General features: G+C 71.5%; 24 protein-coding genes. 16 read left to right on the forward strand and 8 right to left on the reverse strand.

All coding sequences use genetic code 11. The features are described from left to right. Positions 1–64: 64 nt before the first annotated feature. The 4 genes from AB0M93_RS39525 (at position 65) to AB0M93_RS39540 (ending at position 5,425) form a co-directional block, all read left to right on the forward strand. Positions 65–991, forward strand: a complete 927-nt coding sequence (locus tag AB0M93_RS39525; protein ID WP_364284247.1) for an ATP-binding cassette domain-containing protein — start codon at positions 65–67, stop codon at positions 989–991. Continuing rightward, a complete protein-coding gene (locus AB0M93_RS39530) occupies positions 988–1,770 on the forward strand; it encodes an ABC transporter permease (protein WP_364284249.1) in 783 nt (260 codons plus the stop codon). Before AB0M93_RS39525 ends, AB0M93_RS39530 begins: the two co-directional genes overlap by 4 nt. A 68-nt stretch (positions 1,771–1,838) precedes the next feature. Further along, positions 1,839–4,316 carry a DEAD/DEAH box helicase gene (locus AB0M93_RS39535; RefSeq protein WP_364284252.1) on the forward strand — a complete coding sequence of 826 codons (2,478 nt, stop codon included), beginning with the start codon at positions 1,839–1,841 and terminating at the stop codon, positions 4,314–4,316. Next, positions 4,313–5,425, forward strand: coding sequence for an SWIM zinc finger family protein (locus AB0M93_RS39540; RefSeq protein WP_364284255.1), 1,113 nt, complete (start codon positions 4,313–4,315; stop codon positions 5,423–5,425). The genes AB0M93_RS39535 and AB0M93_RS39540 overlap by 4 nt, the downstream gene beginning before the upstream one ends. Positions 5,426–5,654: 229 nt before the next feature. Here the strand turns inward: AB0M93_RS39540 and AB0M93_RS39545 are convergent, their stop codons facing one another. Further along, positions 5,655–6,866 (reverse strand): FAD-dependent monooxygenase, encoded by a 1,212-nt coding sequence (locus AB0M93_RS39545; protein ID WP_364284258.1) that lies wholly within the window; start codon positions 6,864–6,866, stop codon positions 5,655–5,657. A 77-nt stretch (positions 6,867–6,943) separates the two neighbouring features. Between AB0M93_RS39545 and AB0M93_RS39550 the strand changes: the two genes are divergently transcribed. Next, positions 6,944–7,477 carry a TetR/AcrR family transcriptional regulator gene (locus AB0M93_RS39550; RefSeq protein ID WP_364284261.1) on the forward strand — a complete coding sequence of 178 codons (534 nt, stop codon included), beginning with the start codon at positions 6,944–6,946 and terminating at the stop codon, positions 7,475–7,477. A 91-nt stretch (positions 7,478–7,568) separates the two neighbouring features. Next, on the forward strand, positions 7,569–8,063 hold the full coding sequence (locus AB0M93_RS39555; protein WP_364284263.1) for a pyridoxamine 5'-phosphate oxidase family protein: 495 nt from the start codon (positions 7,569–7,571) through the stop codon (positions 8,061–8,063). Here AB0M93_RS39555 and AB0M93_RS39560 read toward each other — a convergent pair. From AB0M93_RS39560 to AB0M93_RS39570, 3 genes are read right to left on the reverse strand one after another with little or no spacing between them, the layout of a single operon-like run. After that, positions 8,060–9,682 (reverse strand): acyl-CoA dehydrogenase family protein, encoded by a 1,623-nt coding sequence (locus tag AB0M93_RS39560; protein ID WP_364284266.1) that lies wholly within the window; start codon positions 9,680–9,682, stop codon positions 8,060–8,062. The two genes, AB0M93_RS39555 and AB0M93_RS39560, sit on opposite strands and share 4 nt — an antisense overlap. Then, positions 9,666–10,271 (reverse strand): TetR/AcrR family transcriptional regulator, encoded by a 606-nt coding sequence (locus tag AB0M93_RS39565; protein WP_364284269.1) that lies wholly within the window; start codon positions 10,269–10,271, stop codon positions 9,666–9,668. Before AB0M93_RS39565 ends, AB0M93_RS39560 begins: the two co-directional genes overlap by 17 nt. A gap of 33 nt (positions 10,272–10,304) precedes the next feature. After that, on the reverse strand, positions 10,305–10,760 hold the full coding sequence (locus AB0M93_RS39570) for an SRPBCC family protein (RefSeq protein ID WP_364284271.1): 456 nt from the start codon (positions 10,758–10,760) through the stop codon (positions 10,305–10,307). 22 nt (positions 10,761–10,782) lie between these two features. On the opposite strand from AB0M93_RS39570, the gene AB0M93_RS39575 reads away from it, so the two are divergent. Further along, positions 10,783–11,394 (forward strand): TetR/AcrR family transcriptional regulator, encoded by a 612-nt coding sequence (locus AB0M93_RS39575; RefSeq protein ID WP_364284274.1) that lies wholly within the window; start codon positions 10,783–10,785, stop codon positions 11,392–11,394. Here the strand turns inward: AB0M93_RS39575 and AB0M93_RS39580 are convergent. After that, complete coding sequence (locus AB0M93_RS39580; RefSeq protein WP_364284276.1) at positions 11,378–11,941, reverse strand: helix-turn-helix domain-containing protein; 564 nt, start codon at positions 11,939–11,941, stop codon at positions 11,378–11,380. The genes AB0M93_RS39575 and AB0M93_RS39580 overlap by 17 nt on opposite strands. 43 nt (positions 11,942–11,984) lie before the next feature. Here AB0M93_RS39580 and AB0M93_RS39585 point away from each other — a divergent pair, with 43 nt between their 5' ends. The 5 genes from AB0M93_RS39585 to AB0M93_RS39605 all read left to right on the forward strand — a co-directional run bounded on the left by AB0M93_RS39585 (position 11,985) and on the right by AB0M93_RS39605 (position 15,270). Continuing rightward, positions 11,985–12,500 carry an N-acetyltransferase family protein gene (locus AB0M93_RS39585; RefSeq protein WP_364284279.1) on the forward strand — a complete coding sequence of 172 codons (516 nt, stop codon included), beginning with the start codon at positions 11,985–11,987 and terminating at the stop codon, positions 12,498–12,500. Between the two features lie 31 nt (positions 12,501–12,531). Beyond that, positions 12,532–12,978, forward strand: coding sequence for an SRPBCC domain-containing protein (locus AB0M93_RS39590; RefSeq protein ID WP_364284282.1), 447 nt, complete (start codon positions 12,532–12,534; stop codon positions 12,976–12,978). Continuing rightward, positions 12,975–13,310: a metalloregulator ArsR/SmtB family transcription factor gene (locus AB0M93_RS39595; RefSeq protein ID WP_364284285.1), complete on the forward strand. Its 336-nt coding sequence runs from the start codon at positions 12,975–12,977 to the stop codon at positions 13,308–13,310. The genes AB0M93_RS39590 and AB0M93_RS39595 overlap by 4 nt, the downstream gene beginning before the upstream one ends. Continuing rightward, a complete protein-coding gene (locus AB0M93_RS39600; RefSeq protein ID WP_364284287.1) occupies positions 13,310–13,750 on the forward strand; it encodes an SRPBCC domain-containing protein in 441 nt (146 codons plus the stop codon). The genes AB0M93_RS39595 and AB0M93_RS39600 overlap by 1 nt, the downstream gene beginning before the upstream one ends. 539 nt (positions 13,751–14,289) lie before the next feature. Further along, positions 14,290–15,270 (forward strand): tyrosine-type recombinase/integrase, encoded by a 981-nt coding sequence (locus AB0M93_RS39605; RefSeq protein ID WP_364284381.1) that lies wholly within the window; start codon positions 14,290–14,292, stop codon positions 15,268–15,270. 143 nt (positions 15,271–15,413) lie between these two features. On the opposite strand, the gene AB0M93_RS39610 is transcribed toward AB0M93_RS39605, so the two are convergent. Next, on the reverse strand, positions 15,414–15,794 hold the full coding sequence (locus AB0M93_RS39610; RefSeq protein ID WP_003081494.1) for a hypothetical protein: 381 nt from the start codon (positions 15,792–15,794) through the stop codon (positions 15,414–15,416). A gap of 66 nt (positions 15,795–15,860) precedes the next feature. Here AB0M93_RS39610 and AB0M93_RS39615 point away from each other — a divergent pair, with 66 nt between their 5' ends. Next, a complete protein-coding gene (locus AB0M93_RS39615; RefSeq protein ID WP_364284290.1) occupies positions 15,861–16,652 on the forward strand; it encodes a glycerophosphodiester phosphodiesterase in 792 nt (263 codons plus the stop codon). Positions 16,653–16,695: 43 nt separating this feature from the next. Here AB0M93_RS39615 and AB0M93_RS39620 read toward each other — a convergent pair whose 3' ends face one another. Beyond that, on the reverse strand, positions 16,696–17,361 hold the full coding sequence (locus AB0M93_RS39620; RefSeq protein WP_364284292.1) for a transglycosylase family protein: 666 nt from the start codon (positions 17,359–17,361) through the stop codon (positions 16,696–16,698). 235 nt (positions 17,362–17,596) lie between these two features. On the opposite strand from AB0M93_RS39620, the gene AB0M93_RS39625 reads away from it, so the two are divergent. The 3 genes from AB0M93_RS39625 (at position 17,597) to AB0M93_RS39635 (ending at position 20,403) form a co-directional block, all read left to right on the forward strand. Next, positions 17,597–18,997, forward strand: coding sequence for an MFS transporter (locus tag AB0M93_RS39625; RefSeq protein ID WP_364284294.1), 1,401 nt, complete (start codon positions 17,597–17,599; stop codon positions 18,995–18,997). A 66-nt stretch (positions 18,998–19,063) separates the two neighbouring features. Beyond that, positions 19,064–19,828 carry a thymidine kinase gene (locus tag AB0M93_RS39630; protein WP_364284297.1) on the forward strand — a complete coding sequence of 255 codons (765 nt, stop codon included), beginning with the start codon at positions 19,064–19,066 and terminating at the stop codon, positions 19,826–19,828. A 227-nt stretch (positions 19,829–20,055) separates the two neighbouring features. Beyond that, positions 20,056–20,403: an RNA polymerase-binding protein RbpA gene (locus tag AB0M93_RS39635; RefSeq protein WP_003081521.1), complete on the forward strand. Its 348-nt coding sequence runs from the start codon at positions 20,056–20,058 to the stop codon at positions 20,401–20,403. A gap of 206 nt (positions 20,404–20,609) precedes the next feature. Here AB0M93_RS39635 and AB0M93_RS39640 read toward each other — a convergent pair whose 3' ends face one another. After that, entirely contained in the window at positions 20,610–21,218 is a 609-nt protein-coding gene (locus AB0M93_RS39640; protein ID WP_364284299.1) for an NUDIX domain-containing protein, read from the reverse strand. Between the last annotated feature and the right edge of the window lie 14 nt (positions 21,219–21,232).

The raw sequence follows: 21,232 nt of genomic DNA on the forward strand, positions 1-21,232 counted from the left end.
CGACGTACAGAGTTGTGCTAGCCTCTTCTTCGTACACAGTACACAGTACAGAGTTAGGGGCAGGATGACTCCGCAGATCCACGCCGAGGGACTTCGCAAGCGCTACGGCGACGCGGACGCCCTCGATGGGTTCGACCTCTCCGTCCCGGCCGGCACCCTGTGCGGCCTGCTGGGACCCAACGGCGCGGGCAAGACCACGGCCGTGCGCGTGCTCTCCACGCTGCTGCGGCACGACAGCGGCGTCGCGCGGGTCGCCGGGTTCGACGTGGCCACCGAACCGGCGAAGGTGCGCTCGGAGATCGGGGTGGTGGGGCAGCAGGCCGCGGTCGACGAGCTGCTGTCGGGCCGGCAGAACCTGGTGCTGTTCGCCCGGCTGCACCACCTGGGCCGGCGCGAGGCCGCGCGCCGGGCGGATGAGCTGCTGGAGCGGTTCGGCCTTGCGGACACCGGGTCGAAGCCGGTGTCGGCGTACTCGGGCGGGCTGCGGCGGCGGCTGGACCTCGCGGCGTCGCTGCTGGCCGCGCCGCGGGTGCTGTTCCTCGACGAGCCGACCACCGGGCTGGATCCGCGCAGCCGCACCGAGGTCTGGCGGGCGGTGCGCTCGCTGGTCGCCGACGGCACGACCGTGCTGCTCACGACGCAGTACCTCGAGGAGGCCGACCAGCTGGCCGACCGGATCTCCCTGGTCGAGCACGGCCGCGTGATCGCCGAAGGCACCCCCGCGCAGCTGAAGGGCTCGCTCGGGGCGACCCGCATCGAGCTGGTGCTGACCGATCCGGACGCGCTCGGCGCGGCGGCGGGGCTGCTCGCCCGGGTCACCGGGGCCGAGCCGGTGACCGAGGAGCTGCGGGTCAGCGCGCCGGCCGAGCCGTCGATGCTGACCGACGTCGTGCGTGAGCTGGCGGCGAGCGAGCTGTCGTTCGCCGACGTGGCGCTGCGGCACCCGACGCTGGACGAAGTGTTCCTGGAGCTGACGGGGGTGGCGCGATGAGGTGGGCGATCGAAGACGGCTGGACGCTGACCCGGCGGTACCTCGCGCAGCTGGCGCGCCGCCCGGCCCGGCTGGCCACGGTGGTGGCGTTCCCGATCCTGCTGGTGCTGATCTTCGCCTACCTGCTCGGTGGCGGGATGACCGTGCCCGGCGGCGGCTCCTACCGCGAGTTCCTGATGCCGGGGATGTTCGCGATGACGATGGCGTTCGGGCTGTCCGGGACGATGATCGCGGTGCTGGACGACGCCACCAAGGGCGTCACCGACCGGTTCCGGACGCTGCCGATGGCGCCGTCGGCGGTGCTCACCGGGCGGGTCGCCGCCGACCTGCTCAACGCGGTACTGGCGCTGGCGGTGCTGCTGGGCTGCGGGTTCGCCGTCGGCTGGCGCCCGCACGGCAGCCTCGGGGAAACCTTCGCCGCGCTCGGCTTGCTGCTCCTGCTGCGGACGGCGCTGGTGTGGGCGGGCACCTACCTGGGCCTGCTGACGTCCGATCCGGCGATGGTGACGCTGGCACAGACGCTGGAATTCCCGTTCGGGTTCCTCTCCAGCGCGTTCGTGGCGACTTCGACGATGCCGGCGTGGCTGGGAACCGTGGCGGAGTGGAACCCGTTGTCCTCCACGGTGACCGCGGCGCGGGTGCTGTTCGGCAACCCCGGCGCGGCCGGGACGTCCTGGGTGAGCACGCACGCGGTGCCGATGGCGGTGGTGTGGCCGCTGGTGCTGCTGGGGGTGTTCGTGCCGTTGTCGGTGCGACGGTACGGGAGGCTGGGGAACTGAACGTCCACTTCGAACCGGGCGAACCACCGCGGGCCGGCCGCCTGGTGGTCGACGGCCGCGAGCTGTCCATGGTGGAAGGTCTGCCGGTCCTGCTGGGCGGCCCTGAGGGTTTCTGGGCGACCGCGGCGCAGGCCGCGCTGCGGCTGGTCGCGGCGGGCCGGCTGCTGCCGGGGGTCACCGAGGCCGGGCACGACGCCTGGCGCGCCGGCCCCTTCGCACCGGCGGAAGCCGCGTGGCTGCGGGACCTCGCGGCCGCGATGCCCCCGGACGAGCGCGCGCCGGGGCCGCTGCTGCGGGCGTTCCTCGACGCCGTGGCCGACACGCTGCCCCGCACGCCCGCCGCGGCGAAGGCTGCCGGGACGCGGTTGTTCGCCGCCGTGGCGCCGCAGCGCGCGGATTCGCTGCGCGACTGGGCCGGCGAGCTGGCCGCCGGGCTGGATTCGGGGATCCGGGTGTCGTTGCGGGTGGAGGCACCGGACGGGTTCGACACCGGCCGCTTCCACGCCGTGGTGCAGGTGCACAGCCTCGCCGAGCCCGGGCAGGTCGCCGACGCGGCGCAGCTGTGGGAGACCGGGCGGTTCGGCCCGCGGGCCCGCATCGACGTCGTGCTGGCGCTGCGGCGGGGTGCGCAGGTGTGGCCGGCGCTGGGGCCGCTGCTGACCTCGGCGGTGCCGGACCGGCTGCCCCTCGGCGAGGACGACGTGACCGAGCTGCTCGCCTCGGCGGCGCCGCGGCTGGCGGCGGCCGGGATCGACGTGCACTGGCCGGCCGAGCTGGCGGGTTCGCTGACCGCGCGGGCCGTCGTCCGCGGCGGGGCCGACCCGGGTGACCTGCCGTCGTTCTTCGGCGGTGGCCGGGCGCTGCGGTTCGACTGGCAGCTGGCCCTGGGCGGCGAGGTGCTGACCGAGGACGAGCTGGACGCCCTGGCCGAGGCCCGCCGTCCGGTGGTGCGGCTGCGCGACCGGTGGGTCCTGGTCGACCCGGCATTCGCGGCGAAGGCCCGGGACCGGACGCTGAAGCCGCTGAACCCGGTCGACGCGCTCGGCGTCGTGCTGTCGGGGACCACCGAGGTCGACGGCGAGCCGGTCGAAGTCGTCACCGAGGGCTGGCTGGCGCGGCTGCGGGAACGGCTGTCCGCGCCGCCGCAGCCCCAGGTGCCGCCGCCCGGGCTGGCCGCGCAGCTGCGGGACTACCAGCTGCGCGGGCTGCAGTGGCTGGCCACCGTCACCGGGCTCGGGCTCGGCGGCTGCCTCGCCGACGACATGGGCCTGGGCAAGACGGTCACGCTGATCGCGCTGCACCTGCACCGGGCGTCGGGGGCGACCCTGGTGGTGTGCCCGGCCTCGCTGCTGGGCAACTGGGAACGCGAGATCCGCCGGTTCGCCCCGGACGTGCCGGTGCGGCGTTTCCACGGCAGCGCGCGTTCGCTCGAGGACCTCGACGGGTTCGTCCTGACCACCTACGGCACGCTGCGCACCGATCCGGCGCCGCTGGCCGGGGTGCGGTGGGGGCTGCTGGTCGCCGACGAGGCCCAGCACGTCAAGAACCACCGGTCGGGCACGGCGAAGGCGCTGCGGCTGGTGCCCGCGGCGGCCCGGGTGGCGCTGACCGGGACGCCGGTGGAGAACACGCTCTCGGAGCTGTGGGCGATCCTCGACTGGACCGCACCGGGACTGCTGGGATCGCTGAGCGAGTTCCGGGCGCGCTGGGCGAAACCGATCGAGGCCGGCGACGCGGGCGCGGCGGACCGGCTGGCCCGGTTGCTGCGGCCGTTCCTGCTGCGGCGGCGCAAGTCCGATCCCGGGATCGCGCCGGAGCTGCCGCCGAAGACCGAGACCGACCGGCCGGTGGCCTTGAGCGCGGACCAGGTGGCGCTGTACGAGGCCGTGGTGCGGGAGATGATGGCCGACATCGCCGCCAGCGACGGAATGGCCCGCCGCGGCCGGATCGTGAAGCTGCTGACCGCGCTCAAGCAGATCTGCAACCACCCGGCGCAGTACCTGAAGGAGCCGGGTGGCCGCTCGGGCAAGGTGGAGCTGCTCGACGAGCTGCTGGACACCATCCTCGCCGAGGGCGGCGCGGTGCTGGTGTTCACCCAGTACGTCGCGATGGCCCGGCTGCTGGAGAAACACCTGGCCGGGCGCGGGATCGCGACGCAGCTGCTGCACGGCGGGACCCCGGTGGCCCGCCGCGAGGAGCTCGTGACGCGGTTCCAGGCCGGCGAGGTTCCGGTGTTCCTGCTGTCGCTGAAGGCCGCCGGGACGGGCCTGAACCTGACCCGCGCGGACCACGTCGTGCACTTCGACCGCTGGTGGAACCCCGCGGTGGAGGACCAGGCGACCGACCGGGCGTACCGGATCGGGCAGACCCGCCCGGTCCAGGTGCACCGGCTGGTGGCCGAGGGGACGGTCGAGGACCGGATCGCGGCGATGCTGCGGGAGAAGCGCGCGCTGGCCGACGCGGTGCTGGCCGGCGGCGAGGCCGCGTTGACGGAACTGTCGGACACCGAGCTGGCGGAGCTGGTGCAGCTGAGGAGCCGCGGATGAGCGACGAACGGGTACGCGGCTTCCCGGCGTTCGGGGCCGGCGGGCGGCCGGCCCGGTCCTGGTGGGGCCGGGCGTGGCTGAGCGCGATGGAGGACACCGCGCTGGACCTGCGGCAGCTCAAGCGCGGCCGCAAGTACGCCGCGGCCGGGCTGGTCGGCCCGATCACGGTGAGCCCGGGCCGGCTCGCGGCGGCGGTCGACGACGTGGACGGCGGCCCGTACCGGACGGCGCTGCGGCTGGCGGAACTGTCCGAAGCGGACTGGACCCGGTTCTTCGACCGGGTGGCCTCCCGGGCCGGGCACCTGGCGGCACTGCTGGACCGCGACATGCCGCACGACCTGGTCGAGGCGGCCGCCGACGCGGGCGTCGACCTGCTGCCGGGGATCGGCGACCTCGACCCGGAGTGCGACTGCCCGGGCTGGGAGCTGCCGTGCCGGCACGCGGCGGCGTTGTCGTTCCAGGCGTCGTGGCTGCTGGACGCGGACCCGTTCGTGCTGCTGCTGTTGCGCGGCCGAGGCGAAGGCGAGATCCGCGAGGAGCTGGAGAGCCGCACGGCGCCGGTGTCGCTCACCACGGTGGATGCGGTGGACGCGGCGGACCGGACGCCGGGTGAGCTGCCCGGCTTGGCCGGGTTCCGGCCGTCGGGGGCACCGTCGATCCCGGCGGCGCCGGGGGTGCCTGCCGAGGCGTTCGCGTTGCTGTCGGCGAACGCGGCCGGCCAGGCCCGGGCGCTGCTGGCGGGGCAGCCGTGGCCGGGACGCCGTGCCGACGCGGTCCGCCTGGCCGCGGAGTTCCCGACGGCGGCGGAGCGGCTGGGCTCGGGCGAGGAGTTCGAGCGGGCGGTCGCGGCCTGGACCCACGGCGGGCCCGAGGGGCTGGCGGTCCTGGAGTCGACGTGGGCACCGCCGAAGGGGGCCTTGGCGGCGGCGCGGGCGGCGCTGGTGGACGTCACGGAGGCCGAGCCGGTGTTCGACCGGAACCGCTGCACGGTGGGGGAGGTCCAGCTGCGCCTGGACCACCACGGCCGCTGGCACCCGTACCGGCTCGAGGGGGAGACCTGGTGGCCCGCCGGGCCCCCGGAATCCGACCCGGGACTGCTGCTGGGCTGAGGCCGTCCCCGGGGCCGGCCGTCAGGCGAAATCCGGTCCTTTTCCCGGTATCCAGCGCGGTACTCGTTGTCTCCTGTCCCCCGACGGCGGGTTCCGCCGGGCCACTGGGGGTGCGGGCGCGCGGAGACCTCTTCCGCGCGCCCGCCCGGTTTCCGCCGGTGACCGACATGTTCGAAAACCCCGCTGTCGAGCTGGAGGGGGCTTCCGCGCGCGGTGGCCCCCTCCAGCGTCAGGCCGTCGCCGCCACCGCGTAGTCCTTGACCTGCATCGAGTCGTGCATCCGGACGCCGGCGCCGTTCAGCTTCGCCAGCGCCCGGGTCAGCCCGGCCGGCAGTGCCGAGACCAGCTGGCCACCGCGGGTCAACGCCCAGACTCCCGCGCGCGAGGACGGGATCAGGCTGCGGGCCGCGCCCACCGCGAACGCCCGGCTGCGCCGGACCAGCTCGCCCATCTCCCGTTCGTAGGCGGCGAAGGCGCGCGTGTGGTCGCCCCCTGCCGCGGCCAGCTCGCCGGCCAGGACGTACGCGCCGAGCACCGCGAGGCTGGTGCTGCCGCCGACGGCCGGGCCGGGGCAGTAGCCCGCGTCGCCGACCAGGGTGACGCGGCCGCGGGACCAGGTGTCCAGCTGCAGCTGGGTGATCGAGTCGAAGTAGAACGGGCCGCCGTCGTCCAGCCGGGCGAGCCAGCCGTCGACCTGGGGGTGCATGCCGGCGAACGCCTCCCGCAGCAGCTCCTTCTGGCGCGGGATGTCCCGGTGGTGGTAGGCGAGTTCCTGGTCGCGGCGGAACAGGAACACCGCGCGGGCGTCGCTCATGTGCCGGGCGCTGTAGAGCGACGCGGTGCGGCCGGCGCCGAGGTGGGTGACCGCCTCGCCGTCGAGGCCGAGGGTGTCGGGCACGGACAGCACCGCGAGGTACGCGCCGACGAACCGCGTCAGCCCGGCTTCTTCGCCGAACACCAGGCGCCGGACGTTCGAGTGCAGGCCGTCGGCGCCGACGACGACGTCGAACCGGCGGGGCGCGGCGTGCTCGAAGGTCACTTCGCCGTCGGGGGAGAGGGCGGTGATGGTGTCGCCGAAGAGGTACTCGACGTCGTCGCGGCCGGCGTCGTAGTAGATCTCGCTGAGGTCGTCGCGCATGATCTCGGCGTGCCGGTCGGAGGTGGCCTGGAAGACCTTCGCCAGGTCCACCCGGGCGGGCCGCCGGGCGCCTTCGCGGTGCACCGTCATCCGGGTCGTGCCGGTGGCCAGCGCCTCGACGCGGGGCAGCACCCCCATCCGTTCGGTGATGTCCATGGCGGGCCGGAACAGGTCGACGGCGTGGCCGCCGGTCTTGCGCAGCGCCGGCGCGCGCTCGACGACGGTGACGTCGAAGCCGTGGCGGGTGAGCCAGTACGCCAGCACCGGACCCGCGATGCTGGCGCCGGAGACGAGAATCCGCATGAGTACCTCCCTGACTTAACGGTAGGTAAGTTGTACCACGGATCCTTACCTATCGTTAAGTCAGTTATGCTGTGACCGTGCCGAAGCCCTCTGACACCAAGCAGCGCATCCTCGACGTCGCCCGCGACCTGTTCACCACGCAGGGCGTGCAGCGCACCAGCCTGCAGGACATCGCCGACCGGCTCGGCATCACCAAACCGGCGCTCTACTACCACTTCCCGTCCCGCGACGACCTCATCCTCAGCATCGTCCAGCCGATGCTCGACGACGGCGAAAAGTTCCTCCTCGACCAGGAAGCCCGCGGCGACGCCCCGGTACGCGAGCTGATCGAGGGCTTCTTCGACTTCAACTACCGCCACCGCGCCGACGTCGTCATGCTGCTGGCCGAGATGCCCACCCTGGCCGACCTCGGGCTCATCGACCGGGTCCTGGCCTGGCGCACCCGGCTCACCGCGCTGATCTGCGGCCCCGCACCGACCCTGGACCAGCAGGCCAGGGCGATCCTGGCCCTCGGCGGCCTGCAGGACGTCTGCATGCAGTTCCCCGACGTGCCCGTCGGCGAACTCAAGGCCGCCGCGGTCGCCGGCGCCCTCGGCGCGCTCGGCCGCTGAAACTTTTCCCGCCCCGCGTGTCGAGAACGCGCCGGCGGCTCCGTCCCCGGGACATCAGCGGCCACCCAGGCCCGACCGGAGGAGACGACCCGTGCAGCAGAACGAGATCACCGGAATCCTGAACCGCCCGCTCAGCCGCGAACTGCTCACCCGCGACCTGGCCCGGCTGGCCTACGTCGCCAAGGACGGCACCCCGCGCACGATCCCGATCGCCTTCACCTGGAACGGCTCCCAGCTGGTGATGTGCACGTCGAAGAACGCCCCGAAGCTGCCGTCCCTGCGCGCCAACCCGGCGGTCGCCCTCACCATCGACACCGAGGTGCACCCGCCCAAGATCCTCCTCATCCGCGGCCGCGCCGAACTCGACGTCGTCGACGGCATCCCGGAGGAGTACCTGCAGATGAACGGCAGCTACGAGATGACGCCCGAGCAGCGCGTCGAGTGGGAACGCGAGGTGCGCTCCCTCTACGACGGCATGGTCCGGATCGTGGTCACCCCGACCTGGGCGAAGCTGATCGACTTCGAAACCACCCTGCCCAGCGCGGTCGAGGAACTGGCCCGGCAGCGCGCCGAGCGCGCCGGCTAACGCACCGCGGCGCGCTCGATGATCGCTCCCGTGTCGACGCCGGCCGGGAGCGTGCCGAACGCGATGCCCCAGTCGCTGCCGAAGCGGGACGCGCAGAACGCGTCGGCGACCGCCGGGTGGCCGTGGCGCACCAGCAGCGAACCCTGCAGCACCAGCGCCATCGCCTCGACCAGCCGCCGCGCCCGGTACTCGATGCCGTCGAGGTCGGTGAGCTCCTTGCGGAGGCGGTCGGCGGCGTCGTCGAGGCGGGCGTCGCCGCCGGCGGCCCGCTCGACCTCGGCGAAGAACGCCGCGACTGACTCCGGCTGCCGGCCCATCGCCCGCAACGCATCCAGCGCGGCGACGTTGCCCGAGCCCTCCCAGATCGACGACAGCGGCGCCTCCCGGTAGAGCCGCGGCATGCCCGACTCCTCGACGTACCCGTTGCCGCCGAAGCATTCCAGCGCCTCCGCGGCGTGCATCGGCGCCCGCTTGCACACCCAGTACTTCGACACCGCGAGCCCCAGCCGCCGGAACGCCTGCTCCTGCGCGTCACCCGGCCGGTCGCCCGCCGCGGCCAGCCGCATCGCCACCGTCGTCGCCGCCTCGGACTCCAGCACCAGGTCCGCCAGCACGTTCGCCATCAGCGGCTGGTCCACCAGCGCCTTGCCGAACGCCTGCCGGTGGGTCGCGTGGTGCACCGCGCGCACCGCACCCAGCCGCATGCCCGACGCGCTGCCCAGCGTGCAGTCCAGCCGGGTGTTGTTGACCATCTCGATGATCGTGCGGACCCCGCGGCCCTCCTCGCCGACCAGCCACCCGACGGCGTTGTCGTACTCGATCTCCGAAGAGGCGTTGGAGCGGTTGCCGAGCTTGTCCTTCAGCCGCTGCAGCCGGATCGGGTTGCGCGAACCGTCGGGCAGGACGCGGGGGAGCAGAAAGCACGAAAGCCCGCCGGGCGCCTGGGCCAGGGTGAGGAACATGTCCGACATCGGCGCCGAGGTGAACCACTTGTGCCCGACCAGGGTGTAACTGCCGTCGGCACTCGGGGTCGCGGTGGTCGTGTTGACGCGGACGTCGGATCCGCCCTGCTTCTCGGTCATCGACATGCCCGCGATCAGGCCACGCTTGCCGCTCGGCTCACGCAGCCCGAAGTCGTACTCGGTCGAGGCCAGCAGCGGCTCGTACCGCGCCGCCAGCTCCGGGTTCGCCCGCAGCGCCGGAACGGCCGCGTACGTCATCGAAACCGGGCAGCTGTGCCCGGCCTCGGCCTGGCTCCACACGTAGAACTTCGCCGCCCGCGCCGCATGTGCGCCGTCCCGGGAGTCCCGCCACGGCGTGCCGTGCATCCCGTGCGACACCGCCACCGTCATCAGCTCGTGCCAGTACGGGTGGAACTCGACCTCGTCGATCCGGTGCCCGTACCGGTCGTGCGTGCGCAGCACCGGCTCGTTCTCGTTGACCAGCCGGCCCCACTCCTGCACCTGCTCGCTGCCGGCCAGCCGGCCCAGCTCGTGCAGTTCACCCGCGGCCCAGCCGGCACCGGCCCGCTCGAGCCCGGCCAGCAGCGCAGGGTCGTCGGCGACGTCGTGCCCCGCCAGCGGCGGAACCTGGTTGGTGACCTCATGCGTGGCGGGCATCGGGACCTCCTAGAGCGCGCAGGATGAACGTGCGGAGCTCGGCGACGTCACCGGCGTTTCCGCTGGTCAACGGGCCGATCAGAACTTCGGCGGCGGCACCCACCAGCGCGGCGGCGGTCAGCCGGCCGTCCTGCGGCGGCAGTACGCCCTCACGCACCCCGGCCGCGACGTGCTCGGCGATGACGTCGGTGTAGGCGCGCCGGAACTCCAGCCGCTCGGCGTCGATGAGCGCGTCGACCGGCTCGGCGAGCAGGGCATACGCCTGCTTCGGCGCCTTCAGGGCACGCTGGGCGAACGTCTCGACCGCCGCCAGCACCCGCTCGGCGGGCTCACCCGCCGCCGCGGACGCCATGCGAACCGCTGCCACCTCCCGCGTCACCACCTGCCGGAACACGTGCACGACCAGGTCGGCCTTGGTGGGGAAGTGCTTGTAGACGCTGCCGACGGCGACACCGGCACGCTCGGCGACCGCGGCCACCGAGCAGCCGCCGTAGCCGTGTTCGGCCAGCTGACGCGTCGCGGCGGCGACGATCGTCTCCCGCTGGGCGTCCAGGCGTTCCTGCACCTTCGGGGTGCGGCGGTAGGGCACGGCAAGAAGTGAAGCACTGATTCACTGCTTCAGTCAACGCTCCAGCAGCTGCTTCGCGTCTCGAATCTCCTGTTCGACGTCCGCTCGCAGGTTCCGCTTCAGGACGGGCTCGGCCAGCAGGCGCAGGGGAGCGGCGAACCCGAACGCAATCCGCCGCCGCACCCGGATCCCGTCCACCGCCGGCGCGCACTCGAAAGATGCCTCGAACGAGCACAACCGCCGCGCCAGGCGGTTTTCCGGCCGGTCGGGCAACCGCACGTCGACCCGACGACCCGGCGTCAGCGTCATCCGGGAGACGATCTTCGGACCCGGCCCGAGCCCGGGCAGCCGGGAGCGGAACCGGAACTCGGTGACCTTCCCGGCGGAGCGGACCCAGTCGATCCGCCCCAGCTTGCGATCGACCTCCGCGTACCGTCGCGGGTCCATGACCAGAGCCAGGAAAGCCTCCGGAGTGCACGACACGGTCGCTTCCACCGTCACATCCACCATAGAAAGAGAGTAGTTTCTCACTATGGCTCGGACAACCCCCGGCGTCACCCGCCGTCGCATCCTCGACGAAGCCGTCCACCTCTTCGCCACCCGCGGCTACGACGCCACTTCCGTCGCCGACATCCAGACCGCCTGCGGCCTGCACCCCGGAAGCGGCGCCCTCTACAAGCACTTCCCGTCCAAAGCCGCGGTCCTGGAGGCCGCGGTGCACGACAACCTCGGGCGACTGACCACCCGCACCGCCGACACCGCCGACGCCCAGCTACCGGAGGACCCCCGCGAAGCGCTGCGCGTCCTCGCCGACGTCGTCTGGGCATTCATGGCCGCCGACCGCGACCTCATCCGCCTGATGATCCGCGAATTCACCGGCTTCCCCGCACTGTTCGAGCAGATGTGGCAGGGCGTCGTGGCCACCGTCTACCGCCGCGGCGCCGAGTGGATCACCACCCTGCGCGACCAGGGGAGAGCCGCGGTCCGCGACCCCGAAGCCACCGCCGCGGTCCTCGTCGCCGCCCTGACGTACTACCCGATCCTCGACGTCCTCATCGGACACACCCCCGGCGACCTCACGCCCGACCGGTTTCTCGCCGCCTGGCTCGACTCCTCGATCGCCGCCCTCAACCTGCGCGCTTGACCAGCGCCACCAGATACCGGCAGGGGACCGAGCCCGGGTTGGCGAACACGCAGTCCGCCGCCGGGCCCAGCTGCAGGCAGTCGCCCGCGGCCAGCTCGTGCACCTGTGCGCCCTCGTGGAAGCGCAGGTGCCCCGCCAGCACCCAGATCTGCTGGTGCAGGAACGCATACGTCCCCGACACCAGCGGCACCTCCACCCCCGGCGGCAGCTCGACCTCCACCAGCTCCAGCGGCCGGCCGGCCGCGGGGGAGACCGACCGTCGCCGGTAGCCGGTGTCCGGGTCCACCCACACCGGCTGCTCCGCCGCCCGCACCAGCCGCCGCTCGTCACCCTCGGCCCGGGCGATCAGCTCCGACAACGTCAGGCCCAGCGCCGCCGACAGCTTCGCCAGCAACGCCGCCGTCGGCTGGACGTCACCCCGCTCGATCTTGCCGATCATCGCCCGCGACACCCCCGACACCTCGGCCAGCGCCGCGGCCGAAAGGCCCTGGGACGTCCGAGCCGCGTGCACGGTGGCGGCCAGGCGGGCAGTCAGGGGATCAGTCATAACTGTGAATACTATACGAGCCATTACGGCTACCATATGAGCCATGATTCGATCCGCCACCCCGCAAGATGCCGCCGCCTGTGCCGCCATCTACGCGCCCTACGTCACCGACACCGCCATCTCCTTCGAGACCGAACCGCCCGACGCCGGCGAAATCGCTAGCCGCATCACGCGCGCCCACGCCTGGTTCGTCCTCGAAGACCACGGCCACATCGCCGGCTACGCCTACGCCAACCCCTTCGCCGCCCGCGCCGCCTACCGCTGGTCCTGCGAGACCAGCATCTACCTCGAACAAGGCCGCCGCCGTACCGGCGCCGGGCGCGCCCTCTACGAAACCCTGCTGCACCGCCTGCGCGAACGCGGGCTCTGCCGCGCCTTCGCCGGCATGACCCTGCCCAACGACGCCAGCGCCGGACTGCACCGCGCACTGGGGTTCGAGCCCGCGGGCGTCTACCACCGCGTCGGCTGGAAGCACGGCGCCTGGCACGACGTCGCCTGGGTCCAGAAAGACCTACGCGCAACTGAAGGTTGCACATCGGCGCCCGCCGAGCTAACGTGACACGCAACCGAACGTTGCACGAGGAGCCCGCATGGACCACGGCACCATCGAACGCGAAATCCACATCGACGCCCACCCCGACACCGTCTTCGACGTCGTCAGCAACCCCGAACACGTCCGCGCCTGGTGGCCCGACGAAGCCGAATACCCCGTCGAACCCGGGGGAGCGGGACGCATCGGCTTCGGCGGCTCCTGGGTCGGGTTCACCGTCGTCGACGCCATCCCCCCGAAACTCTTCTCCTTCCGCTGGACCCACGCCGAAGGGGAGACCGCCACCCCCGGCAACTCCTTCCTCGTCGTCTTCCAACTCGAACCCACCGCCACCGGCACCCGCCTCCGGATGACCGAAACCGGCTTCCGCGAACGCGGCTGGGACGAAGCCAAGATCGCCGCCGAATACGCCGACCACGTCAGCGGCTGGGACCACTTCCTGCCCCGCCTGCCCGCCCGCGCCGCCGAGGTGGGAGCCGCCCGGTGACCACCACCGTCGACGACGACCTCTGGTCCGCCATCGGCGACCCCACCCGCCGCCGCATGCTCGACCTCCTCCTCAGCGAAGGCCGGGGGACCGCCACCAGCCTCAGCGAACACCTCCCGGTCACCCGCCAGGCCGTCGCCAAGCACCTCGCCGTCCTCGACCGCGCCGGCCTCGTCCACGCCCGGCCCGAAGGCCGCGAAAAGCAGTTCCACGTCGACGAAGACCAGCTCGCCCGCGCCGTCGCCCAGCTTGCCGAAGTCGGCAACACCTGGGACGCCCGGCTCCGCCGCATCAAGCGCATCGCCGAAACCCTCGAAAGGAAAAAGCAGTAATGGATATCCTGCACCGCATCGGCATCCGGAACGCCACCCCCGACAAGGTCTACACAGCACTCACCACGATCGACGGCCTGGCCGGCTGGTGGACCGAGAAAACCGAGGGGGAGACCGGCCTCGGCGGCGTCATCGCGTTCCGCTTCATCCCGGGCGGCTTCGACATGAAGGTCATCGAACTCGACCCCGGCCGGCTCGTTCGCTGGGAGGTCGTCGACGGGCCGCCCGAGTGGATCGGCACGACGATCCGCTGGGACATCGACCAGCGCGACGACCACACGATCGTCCTCTTCAAACACGAAGGCTGGCGCGAGGCGGGCGAGTTCATGCACCACTGCAGCACCAAGTGGGCCATCTACCTGATGAGCCTGAAGCAGCTCGTGGAGACCGGGGAAGGTGCCCCGGCACCGCGGGACGTGATGATCAGCGACTGGCACTGACGTTACTTGACATAATGTACATTATCGGCACTTGGCGACCTGCTGCAGCGAGTGCCGAGAGGGGCGGAAGAACCCGGGGCTCACGCTGTTGCACGAGAGCGTGTTCACTTCGCCAGGATGGCTCCTGTGACGGTTTCCGGTCGGGCTGCCGAGGGCTCGTCGTTGGAGCGGCCTCCGGAGGGACGTGCAGGATCCCCTAAAGGCTGCAGGTTCGACGTCTCGCCACTCGACCGTAAAACGTCACGGTGACGAAACTGAGGAAGGTTCCAGGACCTCGAACTGGCGTATGAGCGTCCGTTGACAGCGAGCCCTATGGGCCACCTCAGGCGTCCCCCTGAAGGCTCGCTGCCCCGACCTGCGGCTTCGTCGAACATATGTGCGCATGCCCCGCCGTGCCGTTCCGAGGAGGGTCGAAACGGCCCTCGATGGATTCCGGATCCCCCAGGGAGTGGCTCCCCGGTTATCCCGGCGTTTCATGCATAATGGCAATTATGCATGAAACGCCGGGTGACGACCCGGCCACGGAAACTGTCGGTGGTGTGCGGTACAAGATCCACATGAAGGTTTCCGAGGCCCAGCAAGCCTTCTTCGCCGCCCGCCGTCCCCGCAAGGACTCCCCGCACACCACCGACGCCTACCGCCGGGACCTCGCCGGGATCACCACTCTCCTGGTTTCGGAGCTCGGGCGGCCGGCCGAGGAGCTGGAGGTCGCCGATCTGACCGGATCGGCGCTGCGGTCGGCGTTCGGGGTGTTCGCGGACGGGCACGCGAAGAGCTCGGTGCTGCGGGCGTGGTCGACGTGGAACCAGTTCCTGACGTTCTGCGTGGCCGACGGGCTGCTGTCCGGCAATCCGATGGGTGCGGTGGCGCGGCCGCGGACGCCGGCGTTGACGCCGAAACCGTTGCGGGGCGAGGAAACCCCGGAGCAGCTGCTGTCGGCGGCGGCCGCGGGTTCGCGGCGCGCGCGGGATCCGTGGCCGGAGCGGGACGTGCTGGTGATCGCGCTGGGGCTGGTGGCGGGGTTGCGGGCGGCGGAGATGCGGGCGTTGACGTCGCGGTCGCTGGTGGGGCGCGCGGGTGAGCTGCGGTTGCACGTGAAGGGGAAGGGCAGCCGGGACCGGTCGATTCCGGTGCAGCCGGTGCTGGCGGAGCTGATCGGGCGGTACCGGGAGTCGTGCCGGGTGCGGTTCCCGAACGTGCGGTTCTCCCCTGGTTCGCCGTTGCTGCTGGATCGGGCGGGTGAGCCGATCGGGCGGGGTGCGCTGGAGTACTTGGTGAAGTCGTGTTACCGGGGTGCGGGGTTGCACGACCGGGTGCCGGCGGGGGCGAATCTGCACGCGTTGCGGCACACGTTCGCGACGCGGCTGGCGGAGGACGGGGCGACGGCGTCGGAGATCATGGCGTTGCTGGGGCACGCGAGCTTGGCGACGAGCCAGAACTACATCGAGGCGACGGGCCGGGAGCAGCGGGCGGCGGCGGCGAGCAACCGGACGTACCGGGCGTTGGACGGGCTGGGTTGAGGGTCGGCACGTGTGCGTGAGCGGTCGACTCGCGTGATTGGGCGGTCGACTCGCGTGATTGGGCGGTCGACACGCGTGATTGGGCGGTCGACACGCGTGATTGGGCGGTCGACACGCGTGATTGGGCGGTCGACGCGCGGGTGTCAGCGGAGTTGTTCGAGGTCCTTGGCCGCGCGGGCGATTTCTTCGGCGAGGCCGCGCAGTTCGCGGGGGTCGGCGCCGTCGTCGGCTGCGGTCACGATGTCTTCGGCGGCGCAGCGCAGCTGGAAGAGGCGGTCCTGGAGGGCGGCGATTTCGGTGTCGGAGAGGACGACGGCGTCTTCGGGCAGGCCGCTGCGTTGCAGTGCGGTGCGGCGTTCGTAGGCGCGCTGGCGGCAGGACTGGCCGCAGTAGCGGCGTCGGCGGCCGACGTTGCCGCCTTCGGGGAGGCGTCGTCCGCACCAGCCGCAGTGCTTGGGGGCGCCTCGGCGGGCCGGGGCGAGTTCGATTGTGGTCGGCTGGGTCAGTTCGGCGGCTTCCCTCACCCGGGAGACCCTAGCTGGCCACCGGTTGCTCATACCGGGGTCATGGCGGAAGGGCACACTTGGGGGATGCAGGCGTCGTTTCCGTACTTGGCCGATCCGGTCCCCCGTGCGTTCGCGCACCGGGGGTGGCACCTCGGTGACCTCGAGGGTTTGGAGAATTCGCTGCCGGCGTTCAAGCGGGCGTGTGCGGAGGGGTACCGGTACCTGGAGACGGATGTGCACGCGACGGCAGACGGTGTGGTGGTGGTGCACCACGATGCGAGCCTGGACCGGACGACGGATGGGTCGGGGTTGATTTCGGCGCAGACGTGGGCGCAGCTGAAGCACGTCAAGGTGGGTGGGAAGGCGCCGCTGTCGCGGTTGGAGGACGTGCTGGAGGAGCTGCCGGACGCGCGGTTCAACGTCGATGTGAAGGCGGATCGGGCGGTGGAGCCGTTCGTGGGGGTGCTGGAGCGGACGGGGGCGTTCGACCGGGTGGCGGGGGCGGCGTTTTCGGATGCGCGGCTGGTGCGGTTGCGGAAGCTGGCGGGGCCGCGGCTGGTGACGGCGATGGGGCCGCGGTCGGCGCTGGCGTTGTGGGCGCGGGGGAAGCTGCCGTTGTTGCCGTTGGGGCGGCTGGTGCTGGGGGCGATGGCGCAGGTGCCGGTGCGGCAGGGGGCGTTGCGGGTGGTGGACAAGGCGTTCGTGTCGATGGCGGGGCGGTCTGGGATCGAGGTGCACACGTGGACGATCGACGATCCGGCGGAGATGCGGATGCTGCTGGATCTGGGGGTGCACGGGATCGTGACGGACCGGCCGGACCTGTTGCGTGAGGTGCTGATCGAGCGGGGTGCGTGGCAGCGGTCCCAGGAGTCGTGAGTGGTAAGGCGCGTTAGAACGCGCCTTACCACTCACGAGGGGGTCAGCGGGGTGGTTTGCCGGTCCAGGCGGCGTCCCAGGTCTTGGGGCCGAGCAGGCCGCTGTCCTTGATGCCGTTGGCGCGCTGGAGGGCGAGGACGGCGGTGCGGGTCTTTTCGTAGTAGCAGCCGGTGCCGCTGAAGCCGTAGCCGTAGGCGTTCATGCGGAGCTGGAAGGTCTTGAGCGGGGCGGCGCAGTCGCCGTAGTCGTAGACGACGCCGGGCCAGGCGGGGCGGGGGCCGCCGGGGCCCGGGGGTGGTGCGGGGAGGCCGCCGCCGATGTAGGCGGCTTCGGCGTAGGTGGGGACGCGTTTGCTGCGGGCGTCGGCGTCGCCGGTGAGTTTGAGCGAGCCGGCGCACTGCCAGGGTTGCCAGCCGCGCATGCGGTAGAGGTAGAGGGCGCGGTAGTCCTGTTCGGCGGGGGTGGCCTGGTCGGGGCGGCCTTGGCCGCCGACGCTGCGCCAGGTGGGCAGGTTGAACTGGTAGGCGCCGTAGTAGCCGTTGCCGGTGTTGGTGGTGTAGCGGTTGCTCGACTCGCACATGCGGAGCTTGGCCCAGGCGGTGGACGCGGGGTCGGCGGCGGCGAGGCCGGGGGTGGTGAGGGGCAGACCCGTGACGGCGAGCGCGAGGAGCAGGAGTCTCAGGACGGTGCGCCGGCGGTTCTGGATCATGGGAGCACAGTAAGAGCGTGTCCCGATGGCCACAACAGACGCAGTGCGCCCGGCAGGCTCACGTGTAACACCGTTCACTTCGGTCTGCGATGCGCGGGGTCGGGCGTCGCGCGGGGGTGCCGGATGATCACGAGGCGACAAACCGGACACGGTTTGCACGGTGCGGTGACCGGGGTCGGCGCCGGGCCGTAGTCTCCGCGCTGACCTGGACGTTTTCGAGACGAAGGAGCCGTGGATGACGCTGGCCGGGACGCGTTCGAGCAAGCGGGAGCGCTGGGGCTGGTATTTCTACGACTGGGCGAATTCGCCGTTCTATTCGTCGACGACGACGGTGTTCGGGGCGCTGTCGATGAGCTCGATCGCGGCGGAGGACGCGAAGACGAACTTCACCCTTAACGGGGATCGTCCGTGCGTGAACGCGGCGGGTGCGGCGGACACGCTGCAGCACTGTGACGTGTCGTTGTTCGGGCTGCACTTCCCGGCGGGTTCGGTGTGGGGTTACCTGTTGTCGCTGGCGACGGTCGTGCAGGTGCTGGTGCTGCCGATCGCGGGTGCGGTGGCCGACCGCAGCCACAACAAGCGGCGGATCCTGGGCGGGTTCGCGTTCCTGGGGGCGGCCGCGGCGGCGGCGATGTTCTTCCTGGCCGGGTCGGACTGGCAGCTGGGTGTGGTGCTGTTCGTGGTGGCGAACATCGGTTACGGGGGTTCGCTGGTCGTCTACTACTCGTTCCTGGTCGACATCGGCGGGCCGGACGAGCGGGACGACATCTCGGCGAAGGGCTGGGCGTTCGGTTATCTGGGTGGCGGGCTGGCGCTGGCGTTGCAGCTGGGGTTCTACCTCGGGCACGACGCGTTCGGGGTGAGCAAGGGTTTGGCGGTGCAGATCTGCTTCCTGACCTCGGGGTTGTGGTGGGCGGCGTTCACGGTGCCGGCGGTGCGGGCGCTCCCCCGCCGTCACACGCCGGTCGAGGTCGTGGCGGGGCGGTCGGTGCTGCGTGCGGGGTTCGCGGAGTTGCGGCAGACGCTGGTTTCGGCGAGGGCGTATCCGTTGACGCTGGCGTTCCTGGGCAGCTACCTGGTCTTCACCGACGGGATCAACACGGTGGTGACGGTGTCGGCGCAGTACGGCAAGGACGGGCTGGGGTTCGGCAACGAGGTGCTGATCGTCACGATCCTGGTGATCCAGTTCGTGGCGTACCTGGGTGGCACGCTGCACGGGCTGGTGGCGCGGCGGATCGGGGCGAAGCGGACGATCCTGGGCAGCCTGGTGCTGTGGGTGGTGGTGCTGGCGGGGGCGTACTTCGTGCAGCCGAAGCAGCTGGTGCAGTTCTTGGCGGTGGCGGTGGGGATCGGGCTGGTGCTGGGCGGGACGAACGCGTTGTCGCGGTCGTTGTTCAGCCAGATGATCCCGGCGGGCAAGGATGCGCAGTACTACTCGCTCTACGTCGTGGGCGAGCGGGGGACGTCGTGGCTGGGGCCGCTGGTGTTCGCCGGGGTGGGGCAGGTGACGGGGTCGTTCCGGCTGGCCATCGTGGCGCTGGTGGTCTTCTTCGCGGCGGGGCTGGTGCTGGTGGCGCTGGTGCCGGTGCGGCGGGCGATCGTGGCGGCGGGCAACCGGCCGCCGGAGGTGCTGTGACGGCCGGCGGTCCGTTGTACCGGGCTGTCCGGGCCGGGCGGCGGGCCACCGATAGGGTCGGGCGTCGTGACCTTGCTCAACGACCCACCCGCCGGCCCTGATCCCACGGACGCGCTGTCGTCGGTTCCCGCGGCCGGTTCGCGTCGCGGGACGCCGCCGGTGGGCAGGCTGAAGTTCTGCTACGGGCCGATGGACTGCGGGAAGTCGACCTTGGCGCTGCAGATCGACCACAATCACGCGCGGCAGGGCCGGCGGGGCCTGGTGCTGGTCCGGCACGACCGGTCGGGTGCGCCGCAGATCTCCAGCCGGATCGGGCTGACCCGGCAGGCGGTGGAGGTCGGCGAGGACACCGATGTGCGTGACCTGGTGCGGCAGGAGTGGGCGCGGGGGCAGCACGTGGACTACGTGGTGGTGGACGAGGCGCAGTTCCTCTCCCCCGGGCAGGTCGACCAGCTGGCGGAGCTGGCCGACGAGGTCGAGATCGACGTCTACTGCTTCGGGATCGCGACGGACTTCCGGAGCCGGTTGTTCCCGGGGGCCGCTCGTCTGTTCGAACTGGCGGACGAGTTGCAGCCGGTTCAGGTCGAGGTGCTGTGCTGGTGCGGGCTGCCCGGGCGGTTCAACGCGCGGGTGGTCGACGGCGAGGTCGTGCGCGAGGGTGACACCGTCGTGGTGGCAGATACCGAACAATCCGTAGTTGAAACTTCAGCTTCAGCACGTTTTGAGGCCGAATTCGCTACTGTGCGTTATCAGGTATTGTGTCGCCGCCACTTTCGATCGGGTGACTTGGGGGCGGTTACCGCTCATCACGGTCAGTTACGGTTGACCTGAGCGATACCCTAGTAGCCCATCTGGGGGATATCAGCACTAAGAAGGCCGTATTGACGTCACGCCGGAGCGCGAAACGCCTCCTACTAGGAGAAGCTGATGCAGGCGGGTGACGCAGCTCATCGTGAGCAACGACATGGTGCTTCGGGAATCCTCCCGGACCCCGGGTCGTTGCATAGGGTGAGCAACACCCTGGCTCCACCCCGGAGCTGACTGAAAGGACCCCCATCATGGCCGACCGTGTTCTTCGTGGAAGCCGGCTGGGAGCGGTCAGCTACGAGACCGACCGCAACCACGACCTCGCCCCACGCCGCACCGTGCGCTACGCCTGCCCGAAGAACCACGAGTTCGAGGTGCCGTTCTCCGACGACGCCGAGATCCCGACGGTCTGGGAATGCCGCCTGCACGGCAGCGAATCGGAGATCGTGGATGGCGGGCAGCCCGAGCAGAAGAAGGTCAAGCCGCCGCGCACCCACTGGGACATGCTGCTCGAGCGGCGCACGATCCCCGAGCTCGAGGACCTGCTCAACGAACGTCTCGCCGAGCTGAAGGGCCGCCGGACCTCCCGGTCGGCATGACCTTCTGGAACTCGGCCCAGTAGCCAAGCTCCCACCACAACCGAAAGGCCCCCGCGACCTCCCCCCGCGGGGGCCTTTCGCCTGCCCAGGGGCCATCTCACGTCCCCAGACAGTCGGCTCGCGTACCCAGGCGGTCGGACACCCGCCCGGCCTCTGCGTGTTCGAGCCGACTCCCCCGGTACGCGAGTCGACCCTCCGGGTGCGGGTCAGGGGGTGCGGAAGGGGCCGTGCAGGGCCGCCCACTGCAGGAGCATGATCGTCTTCGCGTCGGCGATCTCGCCGGTGCCGATCATGTCCAGGGCCTTGGGGAACGGGAGCTCCAGGACCTCGATGTCCTCGCCTTCCTCCGCCAGCCCGCCGCCGGTGCCGCGGTCGGCGGGGTCGTAGGGTGCCGCGTAGCAGTGCAGGCGCTCGGTGACCGAGCCCGGGCTGGTGTAGACGTCGAACACGTGCTGCAGCTCGCCGATGCGGACGCCGGTTTCCTCCTCGGCTTCGCGGCGGATCGCGGTTTCCGGGTCGTCGGCGTCGAGCAGACCGGCGGCCGTCTCGACGAACATGCCGTCCGGGTGGTCGTTGACGTAGACCGGGTAGCGGAACTGGCGGGTCAGCAGGACCGTGCCGCCGCCCGTGTCGTAGAGCAGCACCGTCGCGCCGTTGCCGCGGTCGTAGGTCTCGCGCTGCTCGGTCGTCCAGCGGCCGTCGGCGTGCTGGTAGTCGAACGTCGTGCGGCGCAGCACGTACCAGGCCGACGACAGCAGTTCCACGTCGGTGACCCGGACCCTCGGGTTGCGGGACAGGCTTGTCGAAGAGGTCATGACGCGACCATAAT

It is taken from the genome of Amycolatopsis sp. NPDC051102 (assembly GCF_040682815.1).
GTDB lineage: Bacteria > Actinomycetota > Actinomycetes > Mycobacteriales > Pseudonocardiaceae > Amycolatopsis.